Origin of the sequence: Heyndrickxia sp. NPDC080065 (assembly GCF_050281185.1) — a bacterium.
Classification (GTDB): Bacteria; Bacillota; Bacilli; order Bacillales; family Bacillaceae_C; genus Heyndrickxia.
On sequence record NZ_JBNNWS010000007.1, the window covers coordinates 246,178 to 269,963 of the forward strand.

The 23,786-nt window shown below is 36.7% G+C and carries 21 protein-coding genes; 20 read left to right on the forward strand and 1 reads right to left on the reverse strand.

From position 1 onward, the window contains the following. The first annotated feature begins 2 nt into the window (after positions 1-2). From icmF to ACQKP0_RS10525, 3 genes are all read left to right on the forward strand, one after another. Positions 3-3,269 (forward strand): fused isobutyryl-CoA mutase/GTPase IcmF, encoded by a 3,267-nt coding sequence (icmF, locus tag ACQKP0_RS10515; RefSeq protein WP_427405789.1) that lies wholly within the window; start codon positions 3-5, stop codon positions 3,267-3,269. Between the two features lie 645 nt (positions 3,270-3,914). Then, the gene (gene rpoE, locus ACQKP0_RS10520; RefSeq protein WP_427405790.1) at positions 3,915-4,475 is read left to right on the forward strand and encodes a DNA-directed RNA polymerase subunit delta; all 561 of its coding nucleotides are present in this window, start codon (positions 3,915-3,917) and stop codon (positions 4,473-4,475) included. Positions 4,476-4,669: 194 nt separating this feature from the next. After that, the gene (locus ACQKP0_RS10525) at positions 4,670-6,268 is read left to right on the forward strand and encodes a CTP synthase (RefSeq protein ID WP_427405791.1); all 1,599 of its coding nucleotides are present in this window, start codon (positions 4,670-4,672) and stop codon (positions 6,266-6,268) included. Positions 6,269-6,548: 280 nt separating this feature from the next. Here the strand turns inward: ACQKP0_RS10525 and ACQKP0_RS10530 are convergent, their stop codons facing one another. Continuing rightward, positions 6,549-7,064 (reverse strand): DUF2529 family protein, encoded by a 516-nt coding sequence (locus ACQKP0_RS10530; protein ID WP_427405792.1) that lies wholly within the window; start codon positions 7,062-7,064, stop codon positions 6,549-6,551. Between the two features lie 368 nt (positions 7,065-7,432). Here ACQKP0_RS10530 and ACQKP0_RS10535 point away from each other — a divergent pair, with 368 nt between their 5' ends. From ACQKP0_RS10535 to ACQKP0_RS10615, 17 genes are all read left to right on the forward strand, one after another. Continuing rightward, positions 7,433-7,801 carry a response regulator gene (locus tag ACQKP0_RS10535; RefSeq protein ID WP_427405793.1) on the forward strand — a complete coding sequence of 123 codons (369 nt, stop codon included), beginning with the start codon at positions 7,433-7,435 and terminating at the stop codon, positions 7,799-7,801. 208 nt (positions 7,802-8,009) lie between these two features. After that, positions 8,010-8,867, forward strand: a complete 858-nt coding sequence (locus tag ACQKP0_RS10540; protein ID WP_427405794.1) for a class II fructose-bisphosphate aldolase — start codon at positions 8,010-8,012, stop codon at positions 8,865-8,867. Positions 8,868-8,971: 104 nt separating this feature from the next. Continuing rightward, complete coding sequence (fsa, locus tag ACQKP0_RS10545) at positions 8,972-9,622, forward strand: fructose-6-phosphate aldolase (protein ID WP_427405795.1); 651 nt, start codon at positions 8,972-8,974, stop codon at positions 9,620-9,622. Between the two features lie 269 nt (positions 9,623-9,891). Then, positions 9,892-11,178 carry a UDP-N-acetylglucosamine 1-carboxyvinyltransferase gene (locus tag ACQKP0_RS10550; protein WP_427405796.1) on the forward strand — a complete coding sequence of 429 codons (1,287 nt, stop codon included), beginning with the start codon at positions 9,892-9,894 and terminating at the stop codon, positions 11,176-11,178. A gap of 133 nt (positions 11,179-11,311) precedes the next feature. Next, positions 11,312-12,277, forward strand: a complete 966-nt coding sequence (gene glpX, locus ACQKP0_RS10555; protein ID WP_427405797.1) for a class II fructose-bisphosphatase — start codon at positions 11,312-11,314, stop codon at positions 12,275-12,277. Between the two features lie 349 nt (positions 12,278-12,626). After that, entirely contained in the window at positions 12,627-13,910 is a 1,284-nt protein-coding gene (rho, locus tag ACQKP0_RS10560) for a transcription termination factor Rho (RefSeq protein ID WP_427405798.1), read from the forward strand. A gap of 183 nt (positions 13,911-14,093) precedes the next feature. Next, positions 14,094-14,294, forward strand: coding sequence for a 50S ribosomal protein L31 (gene rpmE, locus ACQKP0_RS10565; protein ID WP_427405824.1), 201 nt, complete (start codon positions 14,094-14,096; stop codon positions 14,292-14,294). A 248-nt stretch (positions 14,295-14,542) separates the two neighbouring features. Next, positions 14,543-15,160 carry a thymidine kinase gene (locus tag ACQKP0_RS10570; RefSeq protein WP_427405799.1) on the forward strand — a complete coding sequence of 206 codons (618 nt, stop codon included), beginning with the start codon at positions 14,543-14,545 and terminating at the stop codon, positions 15,158-15,160. A gap of 82 nt (positions 15,161-15,242) precedes the next feature. After that, positions 15,243-15,647 (forward strand): hypothetical protein, encoded by a 405-nt coding sequence (locus ACQKP0_RS10575; RefSeq protein WP_427405800.1) that lies wholly within the window; start codon positions 15,243-15,245, stop codon positions 15,645-15,647. Positions 15,648-16,049: 402 nt separating this feature from the next. Further along, entirely contained in the window at positions 16,050-17,120 is a 1,071-nt protein-coding gene (gene prfA / locus ACQKP0_RS10580) for a peptide chain release factor 1 (RefSeq protein WP_427405801.1), read from the forward strand. Next, positions 17,120-17,986 (forward strand): peptide chain release factor N(5)-glutamine methyltransferase, encoded by an 867-nt coding sequence (gene prmC, locus ACQKP0_RS10585; protein ID WP_427405802.1) that lies wholly within the window; start codon positions 17,120-17,122, stop codon positions 17,984-17,986. Before prfA ends, prmC begins: the two co-directional genes overlap by 1 nt. Positions 17,987-18,386: 400 nt before the next feature. Beyond that, positions 18,387-19,103, forward strand: coding sequence for a stage II sporulation protein R (spoIIR, locus tag ACQKP0_RS10590; RefSeq protein ID WP_427405803.1), 717 nt, complete (start codon positions 18,387-18,389; stop codon positions 19,101-19,103). Positions 19,104-19,208: 105 nt separating this feature from the next. Continuing rightward, the gene (locus tag ACQKP0_RS10595; protein WP_427405804.1) at positions 19,209-19,649 is read left to right on the forward strand and encodes a GNAT family N-acetyltransferase; all 441 of its coding nucleotides are present in this window, start codon (positions 19,209-19,211) and stop codon (positions 19,647-19,649) included. Between the two features lie 185 nt (positions 19,650-19,834). After that, complete coding sequence (locus ACQKP0_RS10600) at positions 19,835-20,887, forward strand: L-threonylcarbamoyladenylate synthase (RefSeq protein WP_427405805.1); 1,053 nt, start codon at positions 19,835-19,837, stop codon at positions 20,885-20,887. Between the two features lie 116 nt (positions 20,888-21,003). Then, entirely contained in the window at positions 21,004-21,558 is a 555-nt protein-coding gene (locus tag ACQKP0_RS10605) for a manganese efflux pump MntP family protein (RefSeq protein WP_427405806.1), read from the forward strand. 238 nt (positions 21,559-21,796) lie between these two features. Further along, positions 21,797-22,234: a low molecular weight protein arginine phosphatase gene (locus ACQKP0_RS10610; protein ID WP_427405807.1), complete on the forward strand. Its 438-nt coding sequence runs from the start codon at positions 21,797-21,799 to the stop codon at positions 22,232-22,234. A gap of 28 nt (positions 22,235-22,262) precedes the next feature. Next, a complete protein-coding gene (locus tag ACQKP0_RS10615) occupies positions 22,263-23,549 on the forward strand; it encodes a methyl-accepting chemotaxis protein (RefSeq protein WP_427405808.1) in 1,287 nt (428 codons plus the stop codon). Positions 23,550-23,786 lie beyond the last annotated feature (237 nt).

A 23,786-nucleotide genomic window follows, 5' to 3' on the forward strand; every position in this document is an offset into this window, starting at 1 on the left:
GAATGAGCACGGTTGACATTTACAAACCAAAAAATTCTGTACGCTTCGTTACAGCATCGAGTCTTTTTGATGGCCATGATGCTTCGATAAACATTATGAGAAGAATCCTGCAATCAAGTGGTGCAGAGGTAATTCATCTCGGCCATAATCGTTCCGTTGAAGAAGTGGTTAATGCGGCGATTCAAGAGGATGTCCAGGGGATTGCGATTTCGTCTTATCAAGGCGGACACGTGGAATATTTTAAATATATGTATGACCTTCTCCAAGAAAAGGGAGCATCTCATATTCGTATATATGGCGGCGGAGGCGGTGTCATCATTCCGCGTGAAATTAAAGAGCTTCATGACTATGGTATTGCTTGGATTTTCTCGCCAGATGATGGTCGTAAATACGGACTTCAAGGGATGATTAACATCATGCTCGAGGAGTGTGATTATCCAACCATCACTAGTCACCTTAGCGAGGAAATCAATCGATTAAAGGAAGGTAATATTCGGTCAATTGCAAAGCTAATCACACTTGCGGAGAACCAAGTAGGTGTGAGGGATGAGGTGGCATCAGCTGTTGAAACAGCTTTTGAAGAGATCAAGACATTAGCAAAAAAGGCACCTGTTATCGGGATTACAGGTACAGGCGGTGCTGGAAAGAGCTCCTTAACAGATGAACTGATTCGCAGATTTTTAAACGAAATTCCGGATAAAAAAGTTGCTATTTTATCGATTGATCCTACAAAGCAAAAAACAGGCGGGGCATTACTTGGCGACCGAATTAGAATGAACGCCATTTTCCATTCCCGTGTGTATATGAGAAGCTTAGCAACACGGGGATCAAGAAGTGAGTTGTCTCTTGCGATAAGAGATGCAATCAATGTAGTGAAAGCAGCAGGCTATGATTTAGTGATTGTTGAAACGAGCGGGATTGGGCAAGGGGATGCCGAAATCGCGGAAATAAGTGATATTGCGATGTATGTTATGACAAGTGAATTTGGTGCACCTTCGCAGCTGGAAAAAATCGATATGATTGATTTTGCAGATTTAATTGTGATCAACAAATTTGAACGGAAAGGCTCCGAAGATGCTAAAAGCCAGGTTCAAAAGCAATATCAACGCAGTCATTTATTGTTTGATCAAGATCTTGTAAAAATGCCTGTTTACGGTACGATTGCAAGTCAGTTCAATGACCCAGGTACGAATGCGTTATTTGCTGCATTAATTGAAAAAATAAATGAAAAAACGGGTACGGAGTGGAAGGTGTCTTTTTCCAAGGATGCAAAGGTTGAAAAACAAAATGTGATTATCCCAAATAGTCGAAGATACTATTTAAGAGAGATTTCCGAAACCGTACGGAATTATCATAAAAACGCGGACGCTCAAGTTCGTTATGCGCGAAAGCTTTTTCAACTTGAGGGAGCAATTGCTGCTGTTCAAGAAAAAGAAGCAAATGCTGCAGTTATTACTTCTTTAGAAGCACTGAAAAATGATGTATATGAACAACTCACGGCAGAATCGAAAAAAATAATAAAAAACTGGGGAGCATTAAAAGAGAAATATTCGGGCAAACAGTTTGTCACTAAAATTCGTGATAAAGAAATTGTTACAGAATTAACGACAAAGAGCTTATCTGGGTTGGACATTCCAAAAGTAGCTCTTCCAAAATACGAGGATTATGGGGAAATTTTAAAATGGGTCTATAAAGAAAATGTTCCGGGTTCTTTCCCATACACCGCAGGGGTGTTCCCATTTAAACGGGAAGGTGAGGATCCAAAAAGACAGTTTGCGGGTGAAGGAACACCAGAACGAACAAACCGTCGCTTCCATTATTTGTCTGAAAATGATCCTGCAAAACGATTAAGTACTGCATTCGACTCAGTTACCTTATATGGAGAGGATCCAGATTATCGTCCTGATATATATGGAAAAGTTGGGGAATCAGGTGTAAGTATTTGTACTCTCGATGATATGAAAAAATTATATGCAGGATTTGATTTGTGTCATCCATCGACATCGGTTTCCATGACGATTAATGGTCCGGCTCCAATTATTTTAGCGATGTACATGAATACGGCTATTGATCAGCAGGTCCAATTAAAGGAAAAAGAACTTGGAAGAATGTTAACGGTTGAAGAATTTTCTGATGTAAAGGAAGCTACTCTCCAGGTAGTTAGAGGAACGGTTCAAGCGGATATTTTAAAAGAAGATCAAGGGCAAAACACATGCATTTTCTCAACAGAGTTTGCTCTTCGTTTGATGGGAGACATTCAACAATACTTCATTGATCATAAAGTACGTAATTATTACTCTGTTTCAATTTCTGGCTATCATATTGCAGAAGCAGGGGCGAATCCAATCTCCCAATTAGCCTTTACTTTAGCGAATGGCTTCACATATGTAGAATATTATTTGAGCCGGGGAATGGATATTAATGATTTTGCACCTAATTTATCCTTCTTCTTCTCGAATGGGCTTGATCCAGAATACAGTGTGATTGGCCGGGTAGCTAGAAGAATTTGGGCAACTGTTATGAGAGATAAGTATGGAGCAAACGAAAGAAGTCAGAAACTTAAATACCATATTCAAACTTCTGGACGCTCCCTGCATGCACAGGAAATTGACTTTAATGATATCAGAACGACACTACAAGCTTTAATGGCATTACATGATAATTGTAACTCACTCCATACGAATGCTTATGATGAGGCGATTACAACACCAACGGAAGAGTCGGTAAGGAGAGCAATGGCCATTCAAATGATCATTACAAAAGAGCATGGTTTAACGAAAAATGAAAATCCGTTACAAGGCTCATTCATTATTGAAGAATTAACTGATTTAGTAGAGGAAGCTGTTCTTACTGAATTTGATCGATTGAATGATCGAGGCGGTGTTCTTGGGGCAATGGAAACTCAATATCAGCGAGGGAAAATACAGGAAGAGTCGATGTACTATGAAATGAAAAAGCATAGTGGTGAGCTTCCGATTATTGGTGTAAATACTTATTTAAATCCAAATCCTCCTTCCGAAGAGGAAATGAATAGTATAGAGCTTGCACGAGCTACAAAGGAAGAAAAAGAAACACAGATTCGTAATCTAAATCTATTTAATGAAAACAACAAAGATAAAATTATTCAAGCATTACAAACACTTAAATCGACCGCGGTAAATGGTGGAAATATTTTTGCAGAGTTAATGGAAACCGTAAAGGTAGCAAGTCTTGGTCAAATAACAAAGGCATTGTATGAAGTCGGTGGTCAATATCGCAGAAATATGTAGTGAAAAACACCTCCTTTATAAAAGGACTCCTTAGCAGACCTAGCTGAGGAGTTTTTTTAAAAGCTCTTTTCGTAAACTTTGTTACAATTCGATACAACTTAAAATCGGCAAAGATTTTACGAAGTAAATATCGATATAAATTTTTACAATCTAAAGGAAAATAGCCTTTAAACAGGACGAGAAAATAGAAATTTATTATGAAGCTATTGTATGATGGATCAAGTAAAAGGTAAAATCAAATATAGAAATAAAATTATTTAGTTATAATGGATGCTGCCTAAATAGGATGTGAGATGATGCAATACAAAAAATTACTGAAATACATCGGTATCCTTTCTTTTGTTATTTTTGGATATTTTCTATATACGAAACAGTTAGGCGCCATTCCATTTTTGCTTTTATCCATCATACTTTTTTACATATCTTTTCGTCATATGAAGCGTTCTAAAAAGGAATAAAGCTTTAAACCAATCATCTTTATGTAATCAGGTGTAATAAAAAACATAGTAAAGGACATTTTTAAGGTAGCATAAATGTTTTGAATTTGTTTATAATGGTAAATATGTATTTTGCCATTATATAAAATCATGCCCTTTTTTGGTCCTGAAAAAATAAGAGTTTGAGCAGAGGAAGGAAGTGCGGAATTTGAGTTTACAGCAATTATCAAAAGAAGATTTACATGAAATGTCTTTGATTGAGCTAGCTCATCAATATTTGGAGGAAAACAAACAAGCTATATCCTTTACTGACTTAGTAGATGAAATCGCAAATCTAATCGGCTTGTCAAAGGATGAAATCCGTTCGCGAATGGTTCAATTCTATACCGATTTAAATATTGACGGACGATTTATCAGTCTTGGAGAAAATAGATGGGGACTGCGAACTTGGTATCCATATGATCAAATTGATGAGGAAGTTACTGCACCTGTTAAATCGAAGAAGAAAAAGGCGAAGAAAGTCGTTGAAGAAGAAGAGGATGAATTCATTGAAGAAGAAGATCTTGATTATGATGATTTAGATGACTTTGAAGATGAAGAAGATCTTATCGAAGATGATGAAGAAATCGATGAAGATGACTTTGAAGACATTGATGATGACGACGACGATGAAGTTTTCGAAGATGAAGAACTAATTGGTGAAGATGACTATGATTTAGATGAAGATGACGAGGAATTTGATAAAGAAGAGGAAGAAGAGGATAAATAATCCGCTTGACTTCTTTTCATTAGGAAGGTAGTATTTTATTTGGGCTCCCTTAAAAGGGACAAAAAAGTATACGAATGCTCCCCTTAGTAAAATAAGGGGAGCTTTTTTATTTTTTACCCTCATTATCTTACTTATATCAGACTAACTGATACTATATTGTGAAACAATAATGTATGTTGAAGGGGGAAGAATTTGTGACAAAATATATTTTTGTAACAGGTGGAGTAGTATCTTCACTTGGAAAAGGAATTATTGCAGCATCTTTAGGAAGATTATTAAAAAATCGTGGGTTGAAAGTAACGACACAAAAGTTTGATCCATATATAAATGTGGATCCAGGAACAATGAGCCCTTATCAGCATGGAGAAGTTTTTGTAACAGATGATGGTGCTGAAACAGATTTAGACTTAGGTCACTATGAGCGTTTTATTGATATCAATGTAACGAAATACAGTAGTGTAACAACTGGTAAAGTCTATTCTGAAGTGTTAAGAAAAGAAAGAAGAGGAGAATATCTCGGGGGTACTGTTCAGGTTATCCCTCACATTACCAATGAGATAAAGAGCCGTGTATTCCGTGCGGGTGAAGCAACTGATTCTGATGTTGTTATTACTGAAATTGGCGGAACCGTTGGTGATATTGAATCTCTTCCTTTCTTGGAAGCCATTCGTCAAATTAAAAGTGATGTTGGCCGTGACAATGTAATGTACATCCATTGTACACTTGTACCATTCATTAAAGCTGCTGGAGAAATGAAAACAAAGCCTACACAGCATAGTGTAAAAGAATTACGCAGTCTGGGTATTCAGCCAAACATTATTGTTGTTCGTACAGAAATGCCGATTTCACAGGATATGAAAGATAAGATTGCATTATTCTGTGACATAGATGAAAAGTCTGTCATTGAGTCAAGAGATGCTGATACATTGTATTCCATTCCACTTGCATTACGTGATCAAAATCTCGACCAAATTGTTTGCGAACATTTAAAATTACAATGCCATGAGCCAGATATGACAGAATGGGTTAAACTTGTTGAAAAAGTAAGGAACTTATCAAAAGTAACGAAAATTGCTTTAGTTGGAAAGTATGTTGAACTCCAAGATGCTTATATTTCAGTTGTAGAAGCATTGAAGCATGCAGGTTATGCGTTTGATACCGATATTGATGTCGACTGGATTAATGCGGAACATGTAACAAAGGAAAATGTACAAGATATTTTAAAGAATGCTGACGGAATACTAGTACCGGGCGGATTTGGAGATCGTGGAGTTGAGGGGAAAATCCTTGCGATTCAATACGCACGCGAAAATAAAGTTCCATTCCTTGGTATTTGCTTAGGAATGCAGCTTGCTTCTATTGAATTTGCTCGTAATGTTCTTGGTTTAGAAGGTGCTCATTCTTCTGAGCTTGACCCGAATACAAAGTATCCTATTATTGATCTTCTGCCTGAGCAAAAGGATATTGAGGACTTGGGCGGTACATTACGTTTAGGGTTATATCCTTTTAAAATTAAACAGGGTACAAAAGCATATGAGGTTTATCAGAACGAAGAAATGAGTGAACGTCACCGCCACCGTTATGAGTTTAATAATGAGTATCGTGAACAAATGGAGAAAGAAGGATTTATTTTCTCTGGTACAAGTCCTGATGGACGATTGATTGAAATTATTGAGGTTAAGGATCATCCGTGGTTCGTAGCATCTCAATTCCATCCTGAATTCACATCAAGACCAACACGTCCACAACCTTTATTCCGTGGATTTATAGAAGCAGCATTAAATAATAAGTAAGTTTATAATTAGGGATAAAAAGAGGGGCTGTCTGAAAAGCAAAGTGTCAGACAGCCTTTCTTTATTGTTTAGGAAATTGTAAAATATTCGCACTGTGTATAACTTTATGAAGAGCGTGGTTTACGTCTAGCTCCAGCGCCTATCGGCTAGCGGATTTCTCCGTCTCCTCCCTACGATAAGTCAACATCGGCTCGTGAACTACCTCACCGTGTTTCCTTTATCTCAGTCGAAGACTACAAAATCCGTACGCCGATGAGCAAGGCGCTTGCGCTTTTGATCTTTAGTATTCTTCGATAATTTCATCAAATGTAAGCTTTATGCAATGGTAAATAAATAGTGCAGCCATGGAAGATGGAAAGCAGGTTCTTTCTCCAGTTTCTGTAGGCAGCATGGGCTTTAGTATGGATGTATTAATATGTACATCAGCTAGTTGAGTAAGATCCATCTCATCGTTTGAGGAATTTCCTGAAATAGCTGTAAAAGGAACCTTTTGTTGTACAAGCTCTTTAGCAAGCTTTACTGCTTCAGAATCATTTGAAAATCTGGAAATGATAATTGCACGATCAGCATTGGTTAAGTTAGCTACATTTGTTAATAGATTGGCGGAATTCATGGGTTCAGCTCCATTTATTGCTTCTAGGGGTATTGCTTCCATTTCTTTAAACCCTTTTATATAAATTTTGCCTTCTCCAATTGCAGCCTGAGCTAAAAGTCTAGCACTATCTTCAATAGATAATTGTTCTTTTTCGTAAATTCTTGAAAATAGCCCATTTATTTGGGTTAACAACATTTTCATAGGTGTACACTCCTTAATAGGGAAGATTTTTTGGGAATTTAAATAGTTTCATTTTAGCAGGAAAATGTTCAACTAAAATAGAATATATTTCAATATGATCATACATAAGTAATATATAAAAGCAAATAAGAAAAGCGGAAGCGCCTTGATCATCGGCGTACGGATTTTGTAGTCTTCGACTGAGATAAAGGAAACACGGCGAGGTAGTAAGGAGCCGATGTTGACTTATCGTAGGGAGAAGACGAAGAAATCCGCTAGCCGATAGGCGCTGGAGCTAGACACAGCAGACACTTTTCATGTCTAATATCCTTAGTAAATTTTATACTTTCTTACCTTTATATAAAGGTTGAAAATGGGAGGGAAGAATAGTGGAAGAAAAGATTCTAATTGTAGATGATCAATTTGGCATTCGAATTTTATTAAATGAAGTCCTGCAAAAAGAAGGATACCGAACTTTTCAGGCGGCGAATGGAGTACAAGCATTAGAGATAACTAAAACTCACTCTCCCGATCTTGTGCTGCTAGATATGAAGATACCTGGAATGGATGGAATCGAAATACTCAAAAGAATGAAGAGTATTGAACCTGATATTCGAGTAATTATTATGACAGCGTATGGAGAATTGGATATGATCCAAGAAGCAAAAGATTTAGGCGCACTAACCCATTTTGCAAAACCGTTCGATATTGATGATATACGGAAAGCTGTGAAAGATCATTTATTTGTCAATAGGTAGAAATTTTTGAAAATTATATTTTTAAAAACTAAAACATGTTCATTGGTAAAAGAAAAACTAGTTTGGTATGATGAAAATGAAAATAAATTTTGTATGATGTCAATTTGTTTGTTTAATCTATAAAAAAGGAAATCTTCGTTTAATAAGATTTTAATGAACCGCCAAGATGAAAACATTTTGACAAGGTATTCGAAGGAGGAAATGAATCATGCCATTAGTCTCTATGACTGAAATGCTTAATAAAGCAAAAGATGAGCATTATGCTGTTGGTCAATTTAATATTAATAATTTAGAATTTACCCAAGCAATTCTTCTTGCGGCTGAGGAAGAAAAATCACCGGTTATTCTTGGTGTTTCTGAAGGTGCAGGCAGATATATTGGTGGTTTTAAAACTGTAGTAAAAATGGTTGAAGGATTAATGGAAGATTATAATATTACTGTGCCAGTAGCGATTCATTTAGACCATGGATCAAGCTTTGATAAATGTAAAGAAGCCATTGATGCAGGCTTTACATCTGTTATGATCGACGCTTCTCATCACCCATTTGAAGAAAATGTTGAAATTACTTCAAAAGTGGTAGAGTATGCACATTCTAAAGGTGTATCAGTAGAAGCTGAACTTGGTACAGTTGGCGGTCAGGAAGATGATGTTGTTGCAAATGGTGTCATTTACGCAGACCCTAACGAATGTCAAGAATTAGTGAAACGTACAGGAATTGATACTCTTGCACCAGCACTAGGTTCTGTTCACGGACCATACAAAGGTGAACCAAATTTAGGGTTTAAGGAAATGGAGGAAATTGGTGCTGCCACTGGACTTCCTTTAGTTCTTCATGGTGGAACAGGTATCCCGACTAAAGATATTCAAAAAGCTATTTCGTTAGGAACAGCGAAAATTAATGTAAATACTGAAAACCAAATTGCTTCTGCTAAAAAAGTTCGTGAAGTTCTTGCTGCAGATTCTGAAGTGTATGATCCACGTAAATATCTTGGACCAGCACGTGACGTAATAAAAGAAACAGTCATTGGTAAAATCCGCGAATTCGGATCTTCTAATAAAGCCTAAATAATCAAATAGATGCTAGTCATCCATATGAAATAACAGCATTGAAACCGCCTTATTGGGGCGGTTTCCGTGTATTTAAATTTTTTAATATGGGGTGAAATTATATGAAATTTTTTATTGATACAGCCAATCTAGATGAAATTAAACAAGCATTTGAACTAGGGATTTTATCAGGTGTAACAACCAATCCTAGTCTTGTAGCAAAGGAAAATATATCATTTCATGACCGATTAAAGGAAATCACCAGTCTAGTTCCAGGTTCTGTAAGCGCAGAGGTTATTGCATTAGATGCAGAAGGTATGGTGCAAGAGGGACGAGAACTTGCAAAAATTGCTCCGAATATTACGATTAAGGTCCCAATGACTCCAGAAGGATTAAAAGCTGTACATATTTTCTCTTCTGAAGGAATAAAAACAAATGTAACGTTAATTTTTAGTGCTAATCAAGCATTATTGGCAGCAAGAGCCGGAGCGACCTATGTTTCACCTTTCTTAGGAAGACTTGATGATATTGGACATGATGGGATAGAACTTGTATCCACTATTGCCGGAATATTTGAAATCCATCAAATAGAAACTGAAATTATTGCTGCATCAATTCGACACCCACAACATGTTACAGATGCCGCTTTAGCTGGAGCTCATATTGCAACTGTGCCATTAAAAGTGATTAACCAACTGTTTCAGCATCCATTAACAGATAAAGGTATAGATCAGTTTTTACAGGATTGGAGCAGTCATCTCCAAAATAAATAATATTCTCTTTTCGTAAACTGTGGTGCTTTTAATCCAACATCTTAATTAAACAAACGTGGAAATAGATTGTATGAATTTTATTTGCGAAAAGATGCCCCTATTCTTAACTATTTTAAGCTGCTATACAAAAGAAGCAAATTATGAGAAAACTGCGTATCAAATTATGTTTTAACAAAAAAACGTTAATACTATATGATAAATTAAACATTTTGAAGGAAATCAAGGGCTTTTGCAATTCTAACACCCATAATTGTGGAAGGGAGTCTAAAATGGAAAAATTAAAGATTGCAGGGGGATATCCTTTAAAAGGAACTATTAAAGTAAGTGGGGCTAAAAATAGCTCTGTTGCTTTAATTCCTGCCACTATCCTCGCTGAATCCCCTGTAACAATTGAAGGATTGCCAGATATATCTGATGTGGAAACTTTGAAAACACTATTGGAAGAAATTGGTGGGAATGTCACTTTTAATAATGGAGAAATGGTGGTTGACCCGACAAAAATGGTATCAATGCCGCTTCCTAACGGAAAGGTAAAAAAACTTAGAGCTTCTTACTATTTAATGGGAGCTATGTTAGGTCGTTTTAATAAGGCAGTTGTAGGATTGCCTGGAGGATGCCATTTAGGACCTCGACCAATTGACCAACATATTAAAGGATTTGAAGCTTTAGGTGCAAAAGTAACAAATGAACAAGGTGCCATCTATCTACGAGCTGATGAATTGCGTGGTGCGAGAATTTACTTGGATGTTGTAAGTGTTGGGGCAACCATAAATATCATGTTAGCTGCCGTTAAAGCAAAAGGGAAGACTATCATAGAAAATGCTGCTAAAGAACCTGAGATTATTGATGTTGCTACACTATTAACTAATATGGGTGCGAAAATAAAAGGCGCTGGAACCGATGTCATTCGGATTGAAGGTGTGGACAATTTAAATGGGTGCCGTCACACGATTATCCCAGATCGGATTGAAGCGGGAACATTTATGCTTCTTGGAGCGGCTGCTGGTGAAGGGGTTTTGATTGATAATGTAATTCCTCATCATTTGGAATCTTTAACTGCAAAGCTTCGTGAAATGGGGGTTCCAATTGAGGTTGGTGATGAGCAAATTTTTATTGGAAAAGGAGATTCATTAAAAGCTGTGGATATTAAAACGCTCGTTTATCCTGGCTTTCCTACAGATTTGCAGCAGCCATTTACTTCCCTATTAACGAAAGCCGAAGGAACCTCAGTAGTAACAGATACAATTTATTCAGCACGTTTCAAACATATCGATGAACTGAGAAGAATGAATGCTAACATTAAAGTTGAAGGCCGCTCAGCAATCATTAATGGTTCTGTTACTTTACAAGGAGCAAAGGTCAAAGCTAGTGATTTAAGAGCCGGAGCGGCGTTGGTCATTGCAGGTTTAATGGCTGAAGGGATTACTGAAGTTACAGGATTAGAACATATTGATCGAGGCTATAGTAATCTCGTTGAAAAGCTCGAAGGATTAGGCGCAACGATTTGGCGTGAAAAAATGACTGAAGAAGAGATGGAGCAGCAAAAAAGCCTATAGTATTAATACCTCTATTAGTAATCCAAATTAGTACACACAAATTCGCTTGATTGTGCTACAATATAAAGGAATTGTGTTATACCATTTATGGATTAATCAACAATTATATGTTGATAACATAGGGGGAAGAAAGATGGAAAGAAGTTTATCCATGGAATTAGTTCGTGTAACAGAAGCTGCTGCACTTGCCTCCGCTCGTTTAATGGGTAGAGGAAAAAAAGATGAAGCAGATGAAGCAGCAACTTCAGCTATGCGTGATGTCTTTGATACAATCCCGATGAAAGGCACAGTGGTCATTGGAGAAGGAGAAATGGATGAAGCTCCAATGTTATATATAGGCGAAAAGCTAGGAACAGGGTATGGTCCAAGAGTAGATGTTGCAGTTGATCCTCTCGAAGGTACAAATATTGTTGCTTCTGGAGGATGGAATGCATTAGCTGTTTTAGCAGTAGCCGATCATGGAAACTTACTTCATGCTCCGGATATGTATATGGATAAAATTGCCGTTGGACCAGAAGCAGTTGGACAAATTGATATTAATGCTTCCGTTTTAGATAATTTAAAGGCTGTAGCAAAAGCAAAAAACAAGGATATTGAGGATGTTGTTGCAACTGTTCTAAATAGACCAAGACATGAGCATATTATTGCAGAGCTCCGCGCGGCAGGAGCAAGAATTAAACTGATAAATGATGGTGATGTAGCAGGTGCAATTAATACGGCGTTTGATCACACAGGAGTGGATATTCTTTTCGGTTCCGGTGGTGCACCTGAGGGAGTTATTGCAGCTGTTGCGTTGAAATGTTTAGGGGGAGAGTTACAAGGCAGACTTCTTCCACAAAATGATGCAGAAATACAGAGATGTGCTAAAATGGGGCTAGATGATATTAATAAGGTCTTACGAATGGAAGATTTAGTACGTGGCGACGATGCAATATTTTCAGCCACCGGTGTTACAGATGGAGAACTTCTTCGGGGAGTTCAATTTAAAGGATCTTATGGCTCTACACACTCAGTTGTTATGCGCGCAAAATCTGGGACAGTGCGTTTTATCGAAGGGCAGCATAGCCTGAAGAAAAAGCCGAATCTTGTCATTAAATGATAACCAAAATCCTTTCAATAAAATAAATTTGTACGGGTTGTAACCTGTACAAATTTATTTCCTTCCTTTTTATTGATTCTTTTTTATAATTATGGTTACAATAGATATTGTTTTTAGTCTTTTTGCTTGCGCACTTCCGAAGCTTCTAAATCTTCAATATTTTCAGATTATAACCTTTTCTTGAGCTCTTTAAAAAATACCAGATGCTGTGTTTCATTTATTATATAAGAGAAAGATTTCTATAAATGAAAAACGGGATTCCCACTGAAACTTTTTTGTTTCATTGCCTTTTTTACTGAATTGAATATTAACTAGTAATTTTATAATTAAATTTAAGTGTGGTGTAGATATGGAAAGTTTATCAATTTCAAGTCTTGATAATATGACATTGAAGGAACTTTATACATTAGCAAGAGAGTATAAAGTTTCATATTATAGTAAATTAACAAAAAAAGAACTAATTTTTGCGATATTAAAAGCACGTGCTGAGCAAGAAGGCTATTTCTTTATGGAAGGTGTTCTTGAAATTATTCAATCTGAAGGCTTCGGATTTTTAAGACCGATTAATTATTCCCCTAGCTCTGAAGATATTTATATTTCAGCCTCTCAAATTCGCCGTTTTGATTTAAGAAATGGAGATAAGGTCTCTGGAAAAGTGCGGCCTCCAAAGGAAAATGAGCGTTATTATGGTTTACTTCATGTAGAAGCTGTTAATGGAGATAATCCCGAAACAGCAAAGGAACGTGTACATTTTCCAGCATTAACCCCATTATATCCGGATAGACAAGTCATTTTAGAAACAGCGCCTAATAAATTATCTACTCGTATTATGGACCTTGTTTCCCCTGTTGGATTTGGACAGCGTGGTTTAATCGTTGCACCTCCAAAAGCCGGAAAAACGATGCTTTTAAAGGAAATTGCCAATTCGATTACAACAAATAATCCTGATGCAGAGCTAATCGTTTTATTAATTGATGAGCGACCAGAAGAGGTTACAGATATCGAACGCTCTGTTAACGCAGAAGTAGTTAGTTCAACATTTGATGAAGTACCTGAAAATCATATTAAAGTTGCAGAATTAGTATTAGAAAGAGCAATGCGTCTTGTTGAACATAAGCGTGATGTTATTATATTAATGGATAGTATTACCCGGTTAGCACGTGCTTACAATTTAGTTATTCCTCCAAGTGGACGAACCCTTTCAGGTGGTATTGATCCAGCTGCTTTCCATAGACCAAAACGATTTTTTGGAGCAGCACGTAATATAGAAGAAGGCGGAAGTCTAACTATACTAGCAACAGCTCTTGTGGAAACAGGTTCTCGAATGGATGATGTTATTTATGAAGAGTTTAAAGGAACCGGAAATATGGAGCTTCATTTAGATCGTTCATTATCTGAAAAACGTATTTTCCCTGCTATTGATATTCGTCGTTCTGGAACACGTAAGGAAGAATTGCTTATTCCAAAAGAACACCTGGACAAACTATGGGCGATCCGAAAATCTATGTCAGATACTCCTGATTTTGTGGAAAGATTTTTACGAAAATTGAAGAAAACAAAATCTAATGAAGAGTTTTTTGGAATTTTAGCTTCCGAAATGAAAAGTAGTACAACAGGTAGACGTAGCGTATAGTAAGAATTGGGAAAAACAGATAGTAATTGTTAATATTGTGTTGTTGCAATTCAAATACTAGCTTGTTATAATATATCCATGTGTTTAGAAAGATTCTAATGAGGAAAATCAGCATGTTGATTTTTCCATATAGAAATATATAACTCTGTTTCGAAATGACTCAGGGCAAAGGAGATGAAAAGAATGAAAGCAGGAATTCATCCAGGATACAAAAAAGCAATGGTTAAATGTGCTTGCGGTAATGAATTTGAAAGTGGTTCAGTAAAAGAAGAGATTCGCATTGAGGTATGTTCTGAATGCCATCCATTCTATACTGGCCGTCAAAAATTCGCATCTGCTGATGGACGTGTTGATCGATTCAATAAAAAATACGGTCTTAAATAATAATAGTAAAAAAACAGGCAAGAAAGCTTGCCTGTTTTTTATTTCTGTATATTAGTATAAATTCTAACATATCTAGCTCCAGCGTCTAGCCCCTCGAGGTCAAAAACCAGCAATCAATGAAGTCAAATAGCGGACTTCATTTACTGGGAAAGTCCTAACGCCGACTTTCCTGTTAGAGAACGTTTTTGCCGAGGCTAACCAAGGCGCTTACGCTTTTCTTATGAATCGGAGGGAGGATATAGTCCACAATGTATGTTATGAATCATTCGGGTTGGATTGAGGTTGTATGTGGCAGTATGTTTTCGGGGAAATCTGAAGAGTTGATTAGACGTGTACGACGGGCACAATTTGCCAAACAGGAGATTGCTGTTTTTAAACCAAGATTAGATGATCGTTACAGCAAAGAAGCGGTTGTATCCCATAATGGTTCTTCTGTTATTGCACATCCGATCGAAAAAGCAAGTGATATCTTTGGAATGGTACATAAAAGTATCGATGTCATTGCTATTGATGAAGCACAATTTTTTGATGAAGAAATAGTTGATGTTGTTCAAACATTGGCGAATAGTGGATATCGAGTAATTTTGGCTGGACTTGATCAGGATTTTCGTGGTGTTCCTTTTGGGCCAATGCCAAAATTAATGGCGATCGCGGAATTAATTACGAAGCTTCAAGCTGTATGTACTGTTTGTGGATCACCTGCAAGCCGCACTCAACGGTTAATTAATGGAAAGCCAGCATGTGCTGACGATCCAATTATTTTAGTCGGAGCATCTGAGGCATATGAGGCGCGATGCCGCCATCATCATGAAGTGCCGTCTGGGATGAGTGTTTCCTCTGAACAAATCGTAAATAATATGAAATGAGTCTCCTAACTGGTTTTAGGAGACATTTTTTTTTACATAAGTATTCTCCATAAGGAAAACCTACTATTATGGAGGTGTTTTTATGTGGAGAAAAACAATAGGTTTTCTTTCCTTGATTGTGTTACTAACAGGATGCGCTTCTAACCAATTGAATGATAGGTCTCTTACAAATACGGGGGAAAAAAATAAATATAGAAGGATTACAACTAGTACTACAGATGAGAATCCAAATATGATTGATTTAAAAAAGGGGAATCCTGCACCAACTATTGGATCAGATGTGAATAAGGCAAAAGGAGTAGTGAAAAGCTACAAAGATTATGTACCTGTGTCGGTTTGGGTTAATGGGAATAATATGTGGGTTACTGCTCATACGAGAGAACGACTTTCCCCTCATATGCGTATGAAGCGAGAAGCACAGCTCCATAAAAAGCTCATTCAAGCATTGCCACGGTATGATATTAATGTGAAAATTGAAGAAAAATAAGTTGTCATGTTTTCTATGCCAGATTCCAAAGGATCTGGTATTTTGATCGTTTAGAAAATTATAAAATACTCGCACTGTGAATAACTTTACGAAGAGCGAGGTTTACGTCTAGCTCCAGCGCCTATCGGCTAGCGGATTTCTCCGTCTCCTCCCTACGATAAGTCAACATCAGCTCGTCCCTCGCCGTGTTTCCTTTATCTCAGTCAAAGACTACGAAATCCGTACGCCGATGAGCAAGGCGCTTGCGCTTTTGTTCTTTTAATAAGCTTTTTCGTTAATCAAGCACCCTTCCTGCATTTCATCTTTACCTTATTTTGCGTATATACTATAATAGTACTGTTATGGGTAAAATGAAACGATAATACATTCTTAATGATAGGTATACAAAAGAGGTGATATGCCATGTTTGATCGATTACAAGCAGTAGAAGATCGTTATGATAAGCTAAATGAGCTTTTAAGCGACCCAGAAATCATTAATGACACGAAAAAATTAAGAGATTATTCTAAAGAACAATCAGATATCCAAGAAACAGTAATGGTTTATCGTGAATATAAAGAAGTACAACAACAGTATAAAGATGCTAAAGCTATGCTTGAAGAAAAGCTTGACGCTGATATGAAGGAAATGGTGAAGGAAGAAATCAATGAATTAGAAATCCAAATTGAAAACTTGGAAGAACGGTTAAAAATTCTTCTTATACCGAAAGATCCTAATGATGATAAAAACGTTATTATGGAAATTCGCGGAGCTGCTGGCGGAGACGAGGCAGCATTATTTGCTGGCGACCTATACCGCATGTATAGCCGTTTTGCAGAATCACAAGGTTGGAAAACGGAAGTTATCGAGGCAAGCTCAACTGGTGTTGGAGGCTATAAAGAAATTATCTTTATGATTAATGGGAAGGGAGCTTTTTCAAAATTAAAATTTGAAAATGGAGCCCATCGTGTTCAGCGTGTACCAGAAACAGAATCAGGTGGAAGAATTCATACCTCTACTGCGACAGTAGCTGTCTTGCCTGAAGCAGAGGAAGTAGAAGTGGAGATCCATGAAAAGGATATTCGTGTTGACACATTTGCTTCAAGTGGTCCTGGCGGCCAAAGTGTTAATACAACGATGTCTGCGGTTCGATTAACTCATATACCTACAGGAACAGTGGTGTCCTGTCAGGATGAAAAGTCCCAAATTAAAAATAAAGAAAAAGCGATGAAGGTTTTACGTGCTCGTGTTTACGATAAGTTTCAACAGGAGGCACAAGCAGAGTACGATGCAAATCGTAAATCAGCTGTTGGAACGGGAGATCGCTCGGAAAGAATTCGCACATACAACTTCCCGCAAAATCGTGTGACTGATCATCGTATTGGGTTAACGATTCAAAAGCTTGATCAAATTCTTCAAGGAAAAGTTGACGAAGTCATTGATGCATTAATTTTGGAAGATCAATCTCATAAGCTTGAGAGTGTGAATGATTAATGGTTCAAAATCGAAAGGTTTTTGAAGCTCTGAAATGGGCTTCTTCTTTTTTACAGGAAAATGGACGAGATGCCAATGCAGGAGAAATTCTACTCCGTCATATACTGCAAATGAATAGAGCACAGCTTTTTGCAAATCAACAGCTCCTTATTCCCGAAGCAGCGTATGCTTCTTTTCATAAAGCAGTTAACGAGCATGTGAAGGGTGTTCCGGTCCAGCATATTATTGGCTTTGAAGAATTTTACGGAAGAGAATTTTTCGTTAATCAGAATGTACTTATACCGCGGCCAGAAACGGAAGAATTAATATTAGAAGCATTGAAAAGAGTAAAGAGGAATTTTTCAATTCAGGAAGGCTTAAGGCTTGTAGATATCGGGACAGGAAGCGGCATTATAGCAATAACCATGAAGCTGGAATGTGCGCCATTAACGGTAACAGCGATAGATATTTCTGAGCAGGCATTAAATGTTGCTAAGAGGAATGCTGCAAATTTACATGCAGATGTTTCCTTTATTCAGGGAGACTTACTTCAGCCAATGATTGAAAATAGAGAAAAGGTAGACATTGTTTTATCGAATCCTCCTTATATCCCAAATAAAGATATTGAAATATTGTCGGAGGTAGTAAAGGATTACGAACCACATCAAGCATTATTTGGTGGAGTAGATGGTCTTGATTTTTATCGAAGACTAATGGAACAAATTCCGTTAATCATTAAAAAGAAAGCATTGATTGGTTTTGAAATTGGAATGGGTCAGGGAGAACAAGTCGCCGATCTGTTAAAAGAAACTTTTCCTAACAGTCATGTTGAAATTGTTAATGACATCAATGGTAAGGATCGCATGGTTTTTTGCGAAATTTTATAATAGGCTCCTTTCGTAAACTTTGTTGCTTTTTGTAACAGAGTAAAAATCGGTAGTAGGATTTTTACGGTTGTTTACTGCTAACAAAATTAGTATGGGATGAAGAAAAGAGCACGAAGTCAATTTATTTAAGGATAGAGCTATATACGAAAAGTAACAATATATGCGAAGACAACCATATGATATTAACCAGTGCTAAAATGCTATTAAATAGTATTTTGGCACTTTTTTTATATTTCGGACGCTAAAAAATGTATAACAAAACATCTGAAATGCTATAGATAATTCAATCAATCTTGGTGCATTTTCTTAATGTAATAAATTTTATTCATTTTTTTAGTTTACTAGTTTAAGATTCCCTTTTCTTGTCCAAACTGTCTTAGTGAAGGGACGGTGGGGAGAAATGAATAAACAAAATTATGCTTGGATTTATATTATGATCTTATCGATTGGAACTATATTAAGTTTATATATACCGAAACAGGAAATTGCAGCAAAGGAAGCAATCGTGATTCCTAAAGAGGCTGTTCGTCTTCGAATTCTAGCAAATAGTGATACAGAAAAGGATCAGTCATTAAAAAGAAAAATACGAGATGAGGTAAATAAAGAGATAACGAAATGGGTAGAAAATTTAACCTCTATAGAGGATGCTAGAAAAGTCATAAAAGCTCATTTACCTGAGATTGAAAAAATAGCCAAGCAAGTCATCCGCGAAGAGAAGAGTAATCAATCTGTTCGAGTCGAGTTTGGTCAAGTTCAATTTCCTACTAAACTCTATGGGCAATTTTTATATCCTGCTGGAGAATACGAAGCCGTGTTAATTACTCTAGGAAAAGGTGAAGGGGCAAATTGGTGGTGTGTCCTTTATCCCCCGCTTTGTTTTATGGATTTTTCTAATGGTGTTGCAGTAAGCCCTGGATTTGATGGAAATAATGAAAATGCAAAAGAGACTTCAAAGGAACCTACAACAGAAAAACAGCAAATCAGTGATGAAAACAAAAAATCAGTTATTAACAAAGATCAAACAAAAAAACAAAAACAGCCTCTCTATGTGAAAGAAGAGGAGGATCAAGTAAAGGTTAAATTTTTCATCGTAGAACTATTTAAGAAAATTTTTTGAAGAAGTCTAGAACAGGCTTCTTCTTTTTTGGTCTATTTCTTATTTTCTCTCATAGTTTGTACAAGAAGATTAATAGAAGTAAAAAAATGATAGGGAGTAATGATCATGCACATGATACGTACGGGAAAAAAGCCGGACATTGAAAAGGTAAAAATTTTTCTTACAGAGGCAAAGATAAGTACTGAAGGGGTGGAATCTATTATTAATTACTTTGTGTTAATTGAGGACATCGAGGGAAATCTTTTAGCAACTTTAGGGGTAGAACCAGCTGGGAAAGTAGGCATTCTTCGTTCAATGGTCGTTAAGCCGGTAATGAAAGAAGAAGACTTGCTCATAATCTTTCAACATGTGTATAAGTTAGCAATAGCAAAAAATTTATCCACACTATACTTAACAACCGTTAACGAAACATCAATCCGATTATTTCATATGATGGGGTTTCAAAAAGTAGAACGGGAGTCGCTTCCAAAGGAATTTGCCAACTCATTATATGGAAAACAGTTATTAACATATGAACAAGCAATCTATATGGAAAAAGTAATGTGAAAGGAATTATTTATTCACACTATTCCTAAAAGTTATCCACTATTTTGTTGAAATTATCCACATATTGTGGATAATACTTGTTTATATCAGCAATTTTTAATATACTTTCAAGGAGTAATAAGGGGAAATTCGACAAATACCTACTTTTTTAGAAAAAACTTAACATTATAGAAAAGGTGAAAGTTATGAAGACAATTCAGTGGTATGTGGATAAAGATGTGGATAATTTAATGAGTAATCCACAATTAGATGAAGCTGCCAATCTGTTGAAGAAAAATGAAGTGGTTGCTTTTCCAACAGAGACGGTATATGGGTTGGGAGCAAATGCTAAATCAGACCTTGCAGTTGCAAAAATTTACGAGGCAAAGGGAAGGCCGAGTGATAATCCACTGATTGTCCACATTGCAGAACTTAATCAGTTAGAAGAATTAGTTACTTTTGTACCAGAAAAAGCTAACTTGCTTATCAATAGGTTTTGGCCAGGTCCACTAACAATTATTTTAAATAGGGAGCCTAATATTCTTTCAGAGAAGGTAACTCCTGGGATGGATACAGTAGCAATCCGGATGCCGGATCATCCAATTGCTCTTGAATTGATTCGTAAAGCACAACTTCCTATTGCTGCTCCAAGTGCTAATCGTTCCGGAAAACCGAGTCCTACGATAGCAGAGCATGTGTTAGAAGATTTAAATGGCCAAATTTCTGGAGTGGTGAATGGTGGGGATACCGGTGTAGGTGTTGAATCAACTGTCATTGATTGTACACAAGAAATCCCTATGATTCTTCGCCCAGGCGGCATTTCAAAGGAAGAAATTGAAAATGTGGTTGGTGAAGTTTTCATTGATCCCAGCATAAATGAGGAGACACCTAGTCGTCCAAAATCGCCGGGAATGAAATATACACATTATGCACCAGATGCACCCGTTTATTTAGTGAATGGAACCTTTAGTTTTCTACAGGATTTAGTGAATAAGAAGCAAAGAGAAGGATTAAAAGTTGGTGTGATTGCAACAGAAGAAACAAAAAAGGATTATCATGCAGATGTTGTTTTAGCTTGTGGCAGAAGGAGCGATTTACAATCGGTCGCTCATTCTCTTTATGAAACATTAAGGACATTTAACAGCAAAGATGTCGACATTATCTATTCGGAAACCTTTCCATTAGAGGGAATTGGCCTGGCGATTATGAATCGCCTGGAAAAAGCTGCTGGACATCGCTGGATACATCAAAATCAATAGAATCTCGGGTTGTTGATTTGAACAATAGGAAATTTTAAAAGGAAAAGAAAATAAAATTCTAATCCTCCTTGGACATGCATATGTTGTCAATAGGCACGTCCAAAGGAGGAACCTGAATGGTAGCAATCATCGCAGAATTTTTTACATTAATGTTGATGGCATTTGCTTTAGGTATGGACGCCTTTTCGATTGGACTTGGAATGGGCATGTTCCAGCTGAGGTATAAGCAAATTTTTTATATTGGTTTAACGATAGGAATTTTTCATATCTGGATGCCTATGTTAGGAATATTTGCAGGGCATTTTTTATCGGATAGATTCGGAATCTTCGCGCAATATATCGGTGGCATTCTCCTAATTATTTTAGGCATACAAATGGCTCTATCCGGCTTTAAAAAAGAAGAAAAAACAATTATCAAACCTTTTGGTTGGGGATTAATTTTTTTTGCTTTAAGTTCGAGTTTAGATAGTTTTTCAGTGGGCCTCTCACTTGGTATATTTGGTGCTCGTTCAGCTGCAGTTGTTATTTGCTTTGGATTTGCAGCAGCGCTATTAACATGGGCAGGTCTCATTATCGGGAGAAAGTTTCAAGGTGTTATCGGTACATACAGCGAAGTGCTAGGCGGAAGTATATTATTTGCATTTGGATTAAAGCTTTTGTTTTTTTTCTAATTAGCGTTTTTCATAAACCAAGTATTTGTAGAATCAAGTGATTAGGATTTTAACAATTAATTCGAAAACAGCCAAGTAAATGAAAGTAAGACATTAAAGACAAGTAAAAGATACTATTTTTACTTGTCTTTAAATTTTCAAATTATTTTCAAAAGCTTACTATTGAAGTTAAGTCTTTTCGACTATAATAAAGAAAGAAGAGTGAATCGATAGTCATGCATTTGGAGGGATTTTTTCATTGAATATATTATTCATTTGTACTGGAAATACGTGCCGCAGTCCAATGGCGGAGGCTATTTTAAAAGATAAAAATATAAAAGGGATATCAGTAAGATCTGCAGGTATTTATGCAATGGATGGCCAAAATGCATCACAACAGGCTCAGAAAGTTCTTGAAGAACACAATATTAAGCATAATCATTCATCCAAAATGTTAACAGAAGAGGATGTTAACTGGGCTTCTACTATTTTTACAATGACATCAAATCATAAATTTTTCATAGTAGAAACATACCCTTCTGCTGCCAATAAAACTTTTACTATTAAAGAGTTTGTAAACGAACATAAGGGAAACCACGACGTCTTAGATCCATACGGTGGTAGTGTAGATATTTATCGGAAAACTTATAATGAGTTAACAGAACTTATAGAAAAAATAATCAAAAATATATCATAGAGGGAATAGCAAGGGGAGATGGGCTAACATGAAAAAAAGATATAAGTTTGGGTTGAGAAAAAAATTAGTTTTATTCGTTACTTTATTAGCAATAATTACTTATTCAACTAGTTTCTTTTTTATTAGCATTGTTCATTCGAAGTTTGCTGCAAATATAGATGAATCTCTTTTTAATAGTATTACCCTTCTTTTAGGAATTTTTTGGACGGGCTTGTTAGCTTATTTTGTAGCAGGTGTGATTACTAAACCGCTTCAACGATTAGAGCATGCTGCCATTGATGCTAGTCAAGGAAACATTCAAAAAGATGTTGTATTGCCAAAGTCTGATGATGAAATTCGTTCTCTTGGAATGGCATTTAATCAAATGCTAGGAAATTTACGTGTAATGGTACATAGTATAGAAGATAATTTCCAACAAACAAATGGAAAAGTCGTTGCTATTTCGGAAAAAACAACTAGAGCAACTGGACAAGCTGAGAGCATTGCTCACACGATAAGTGAGATTTCGGCAGGGGCGGAAAGTTCAGCCATCGCGATTCAAGCTACTGCAGAGTCAGTTGAGGATATTATTCAAATCGCTTATGAAGTACAAGAAAATGCAAAGTCCTCTGAACAAGTATCAGAAGAAATGGTGAAAGAATTACAAGAAAGTAAAGAAGTTGTTAATTCCCTTATTAGTGGGATTGATAAGTTAGCAAATGAAAATCAAAATTCATTACAAGTGGTGCTTGATTTAGAAGAGAATGCTAAAAAGGTAGAACAAATTATCCTTTTAGTAGGTGACATTGCTGCACAAACGAATCTGCTCGCTCTAAACGCTTCCATTGAAGCTGCACGTGCAGGTGAACACGGAAAAGGGTTTGCTGTAGTAGCAGAAGAGGTTCGTAAATTAGCGGATGAAAGTGCCAAGGCAGTACAAGGAATATCTGAATTAATCCAAAATATTCAAAATGGTGTTGAGAGTGTTGTCAAACAAATTACAGATCAAGTAGCTACCGCAAATCACGAAGCCTCAAAAGGTGCAAAGACAAATGAAGTTATTGAAACAATGACCAATACAATTCATATCGTAGCAAATAAAGTACAAAGCATTTCGACACTCGTTGACAGGCAAATGGAAAGCGTCCAGCTCACCTCTAGGCAGTCTCAAGAAGTAGCAGCGATTGCCGAAGAAACTTCAGCTGGTGCAGAAGAAGTAACAGAAGCAACCAATGAACAAGCATCCGTAATGGAAAATGTCGAACAACTCGTTTTCCAACTAAAAGACGAAGCAGAAAAATTAAAAGCAACGATTTCGAAGTTTCATTTGAATTAAAGAAAGGCTGTTTTCGTAAAGTTTGTTGCTATTTTAGTGATATTTTATTAACAATCTGAGTTGATTGTAGCGGAGGGCACTTGACTCCTGCGGGAAAAAGAGGGAAGTGGGAGACCCCGCAGGCGGTAACGCCGAGGAGGCTCCCATCCCTCCCCGCGGAAAGCAAGTGTCTGGAGCGGAAATCAACGGACTAAGTTTATTGTCTAAAAACAACAATTTATACGAAAAGAGCTTAAA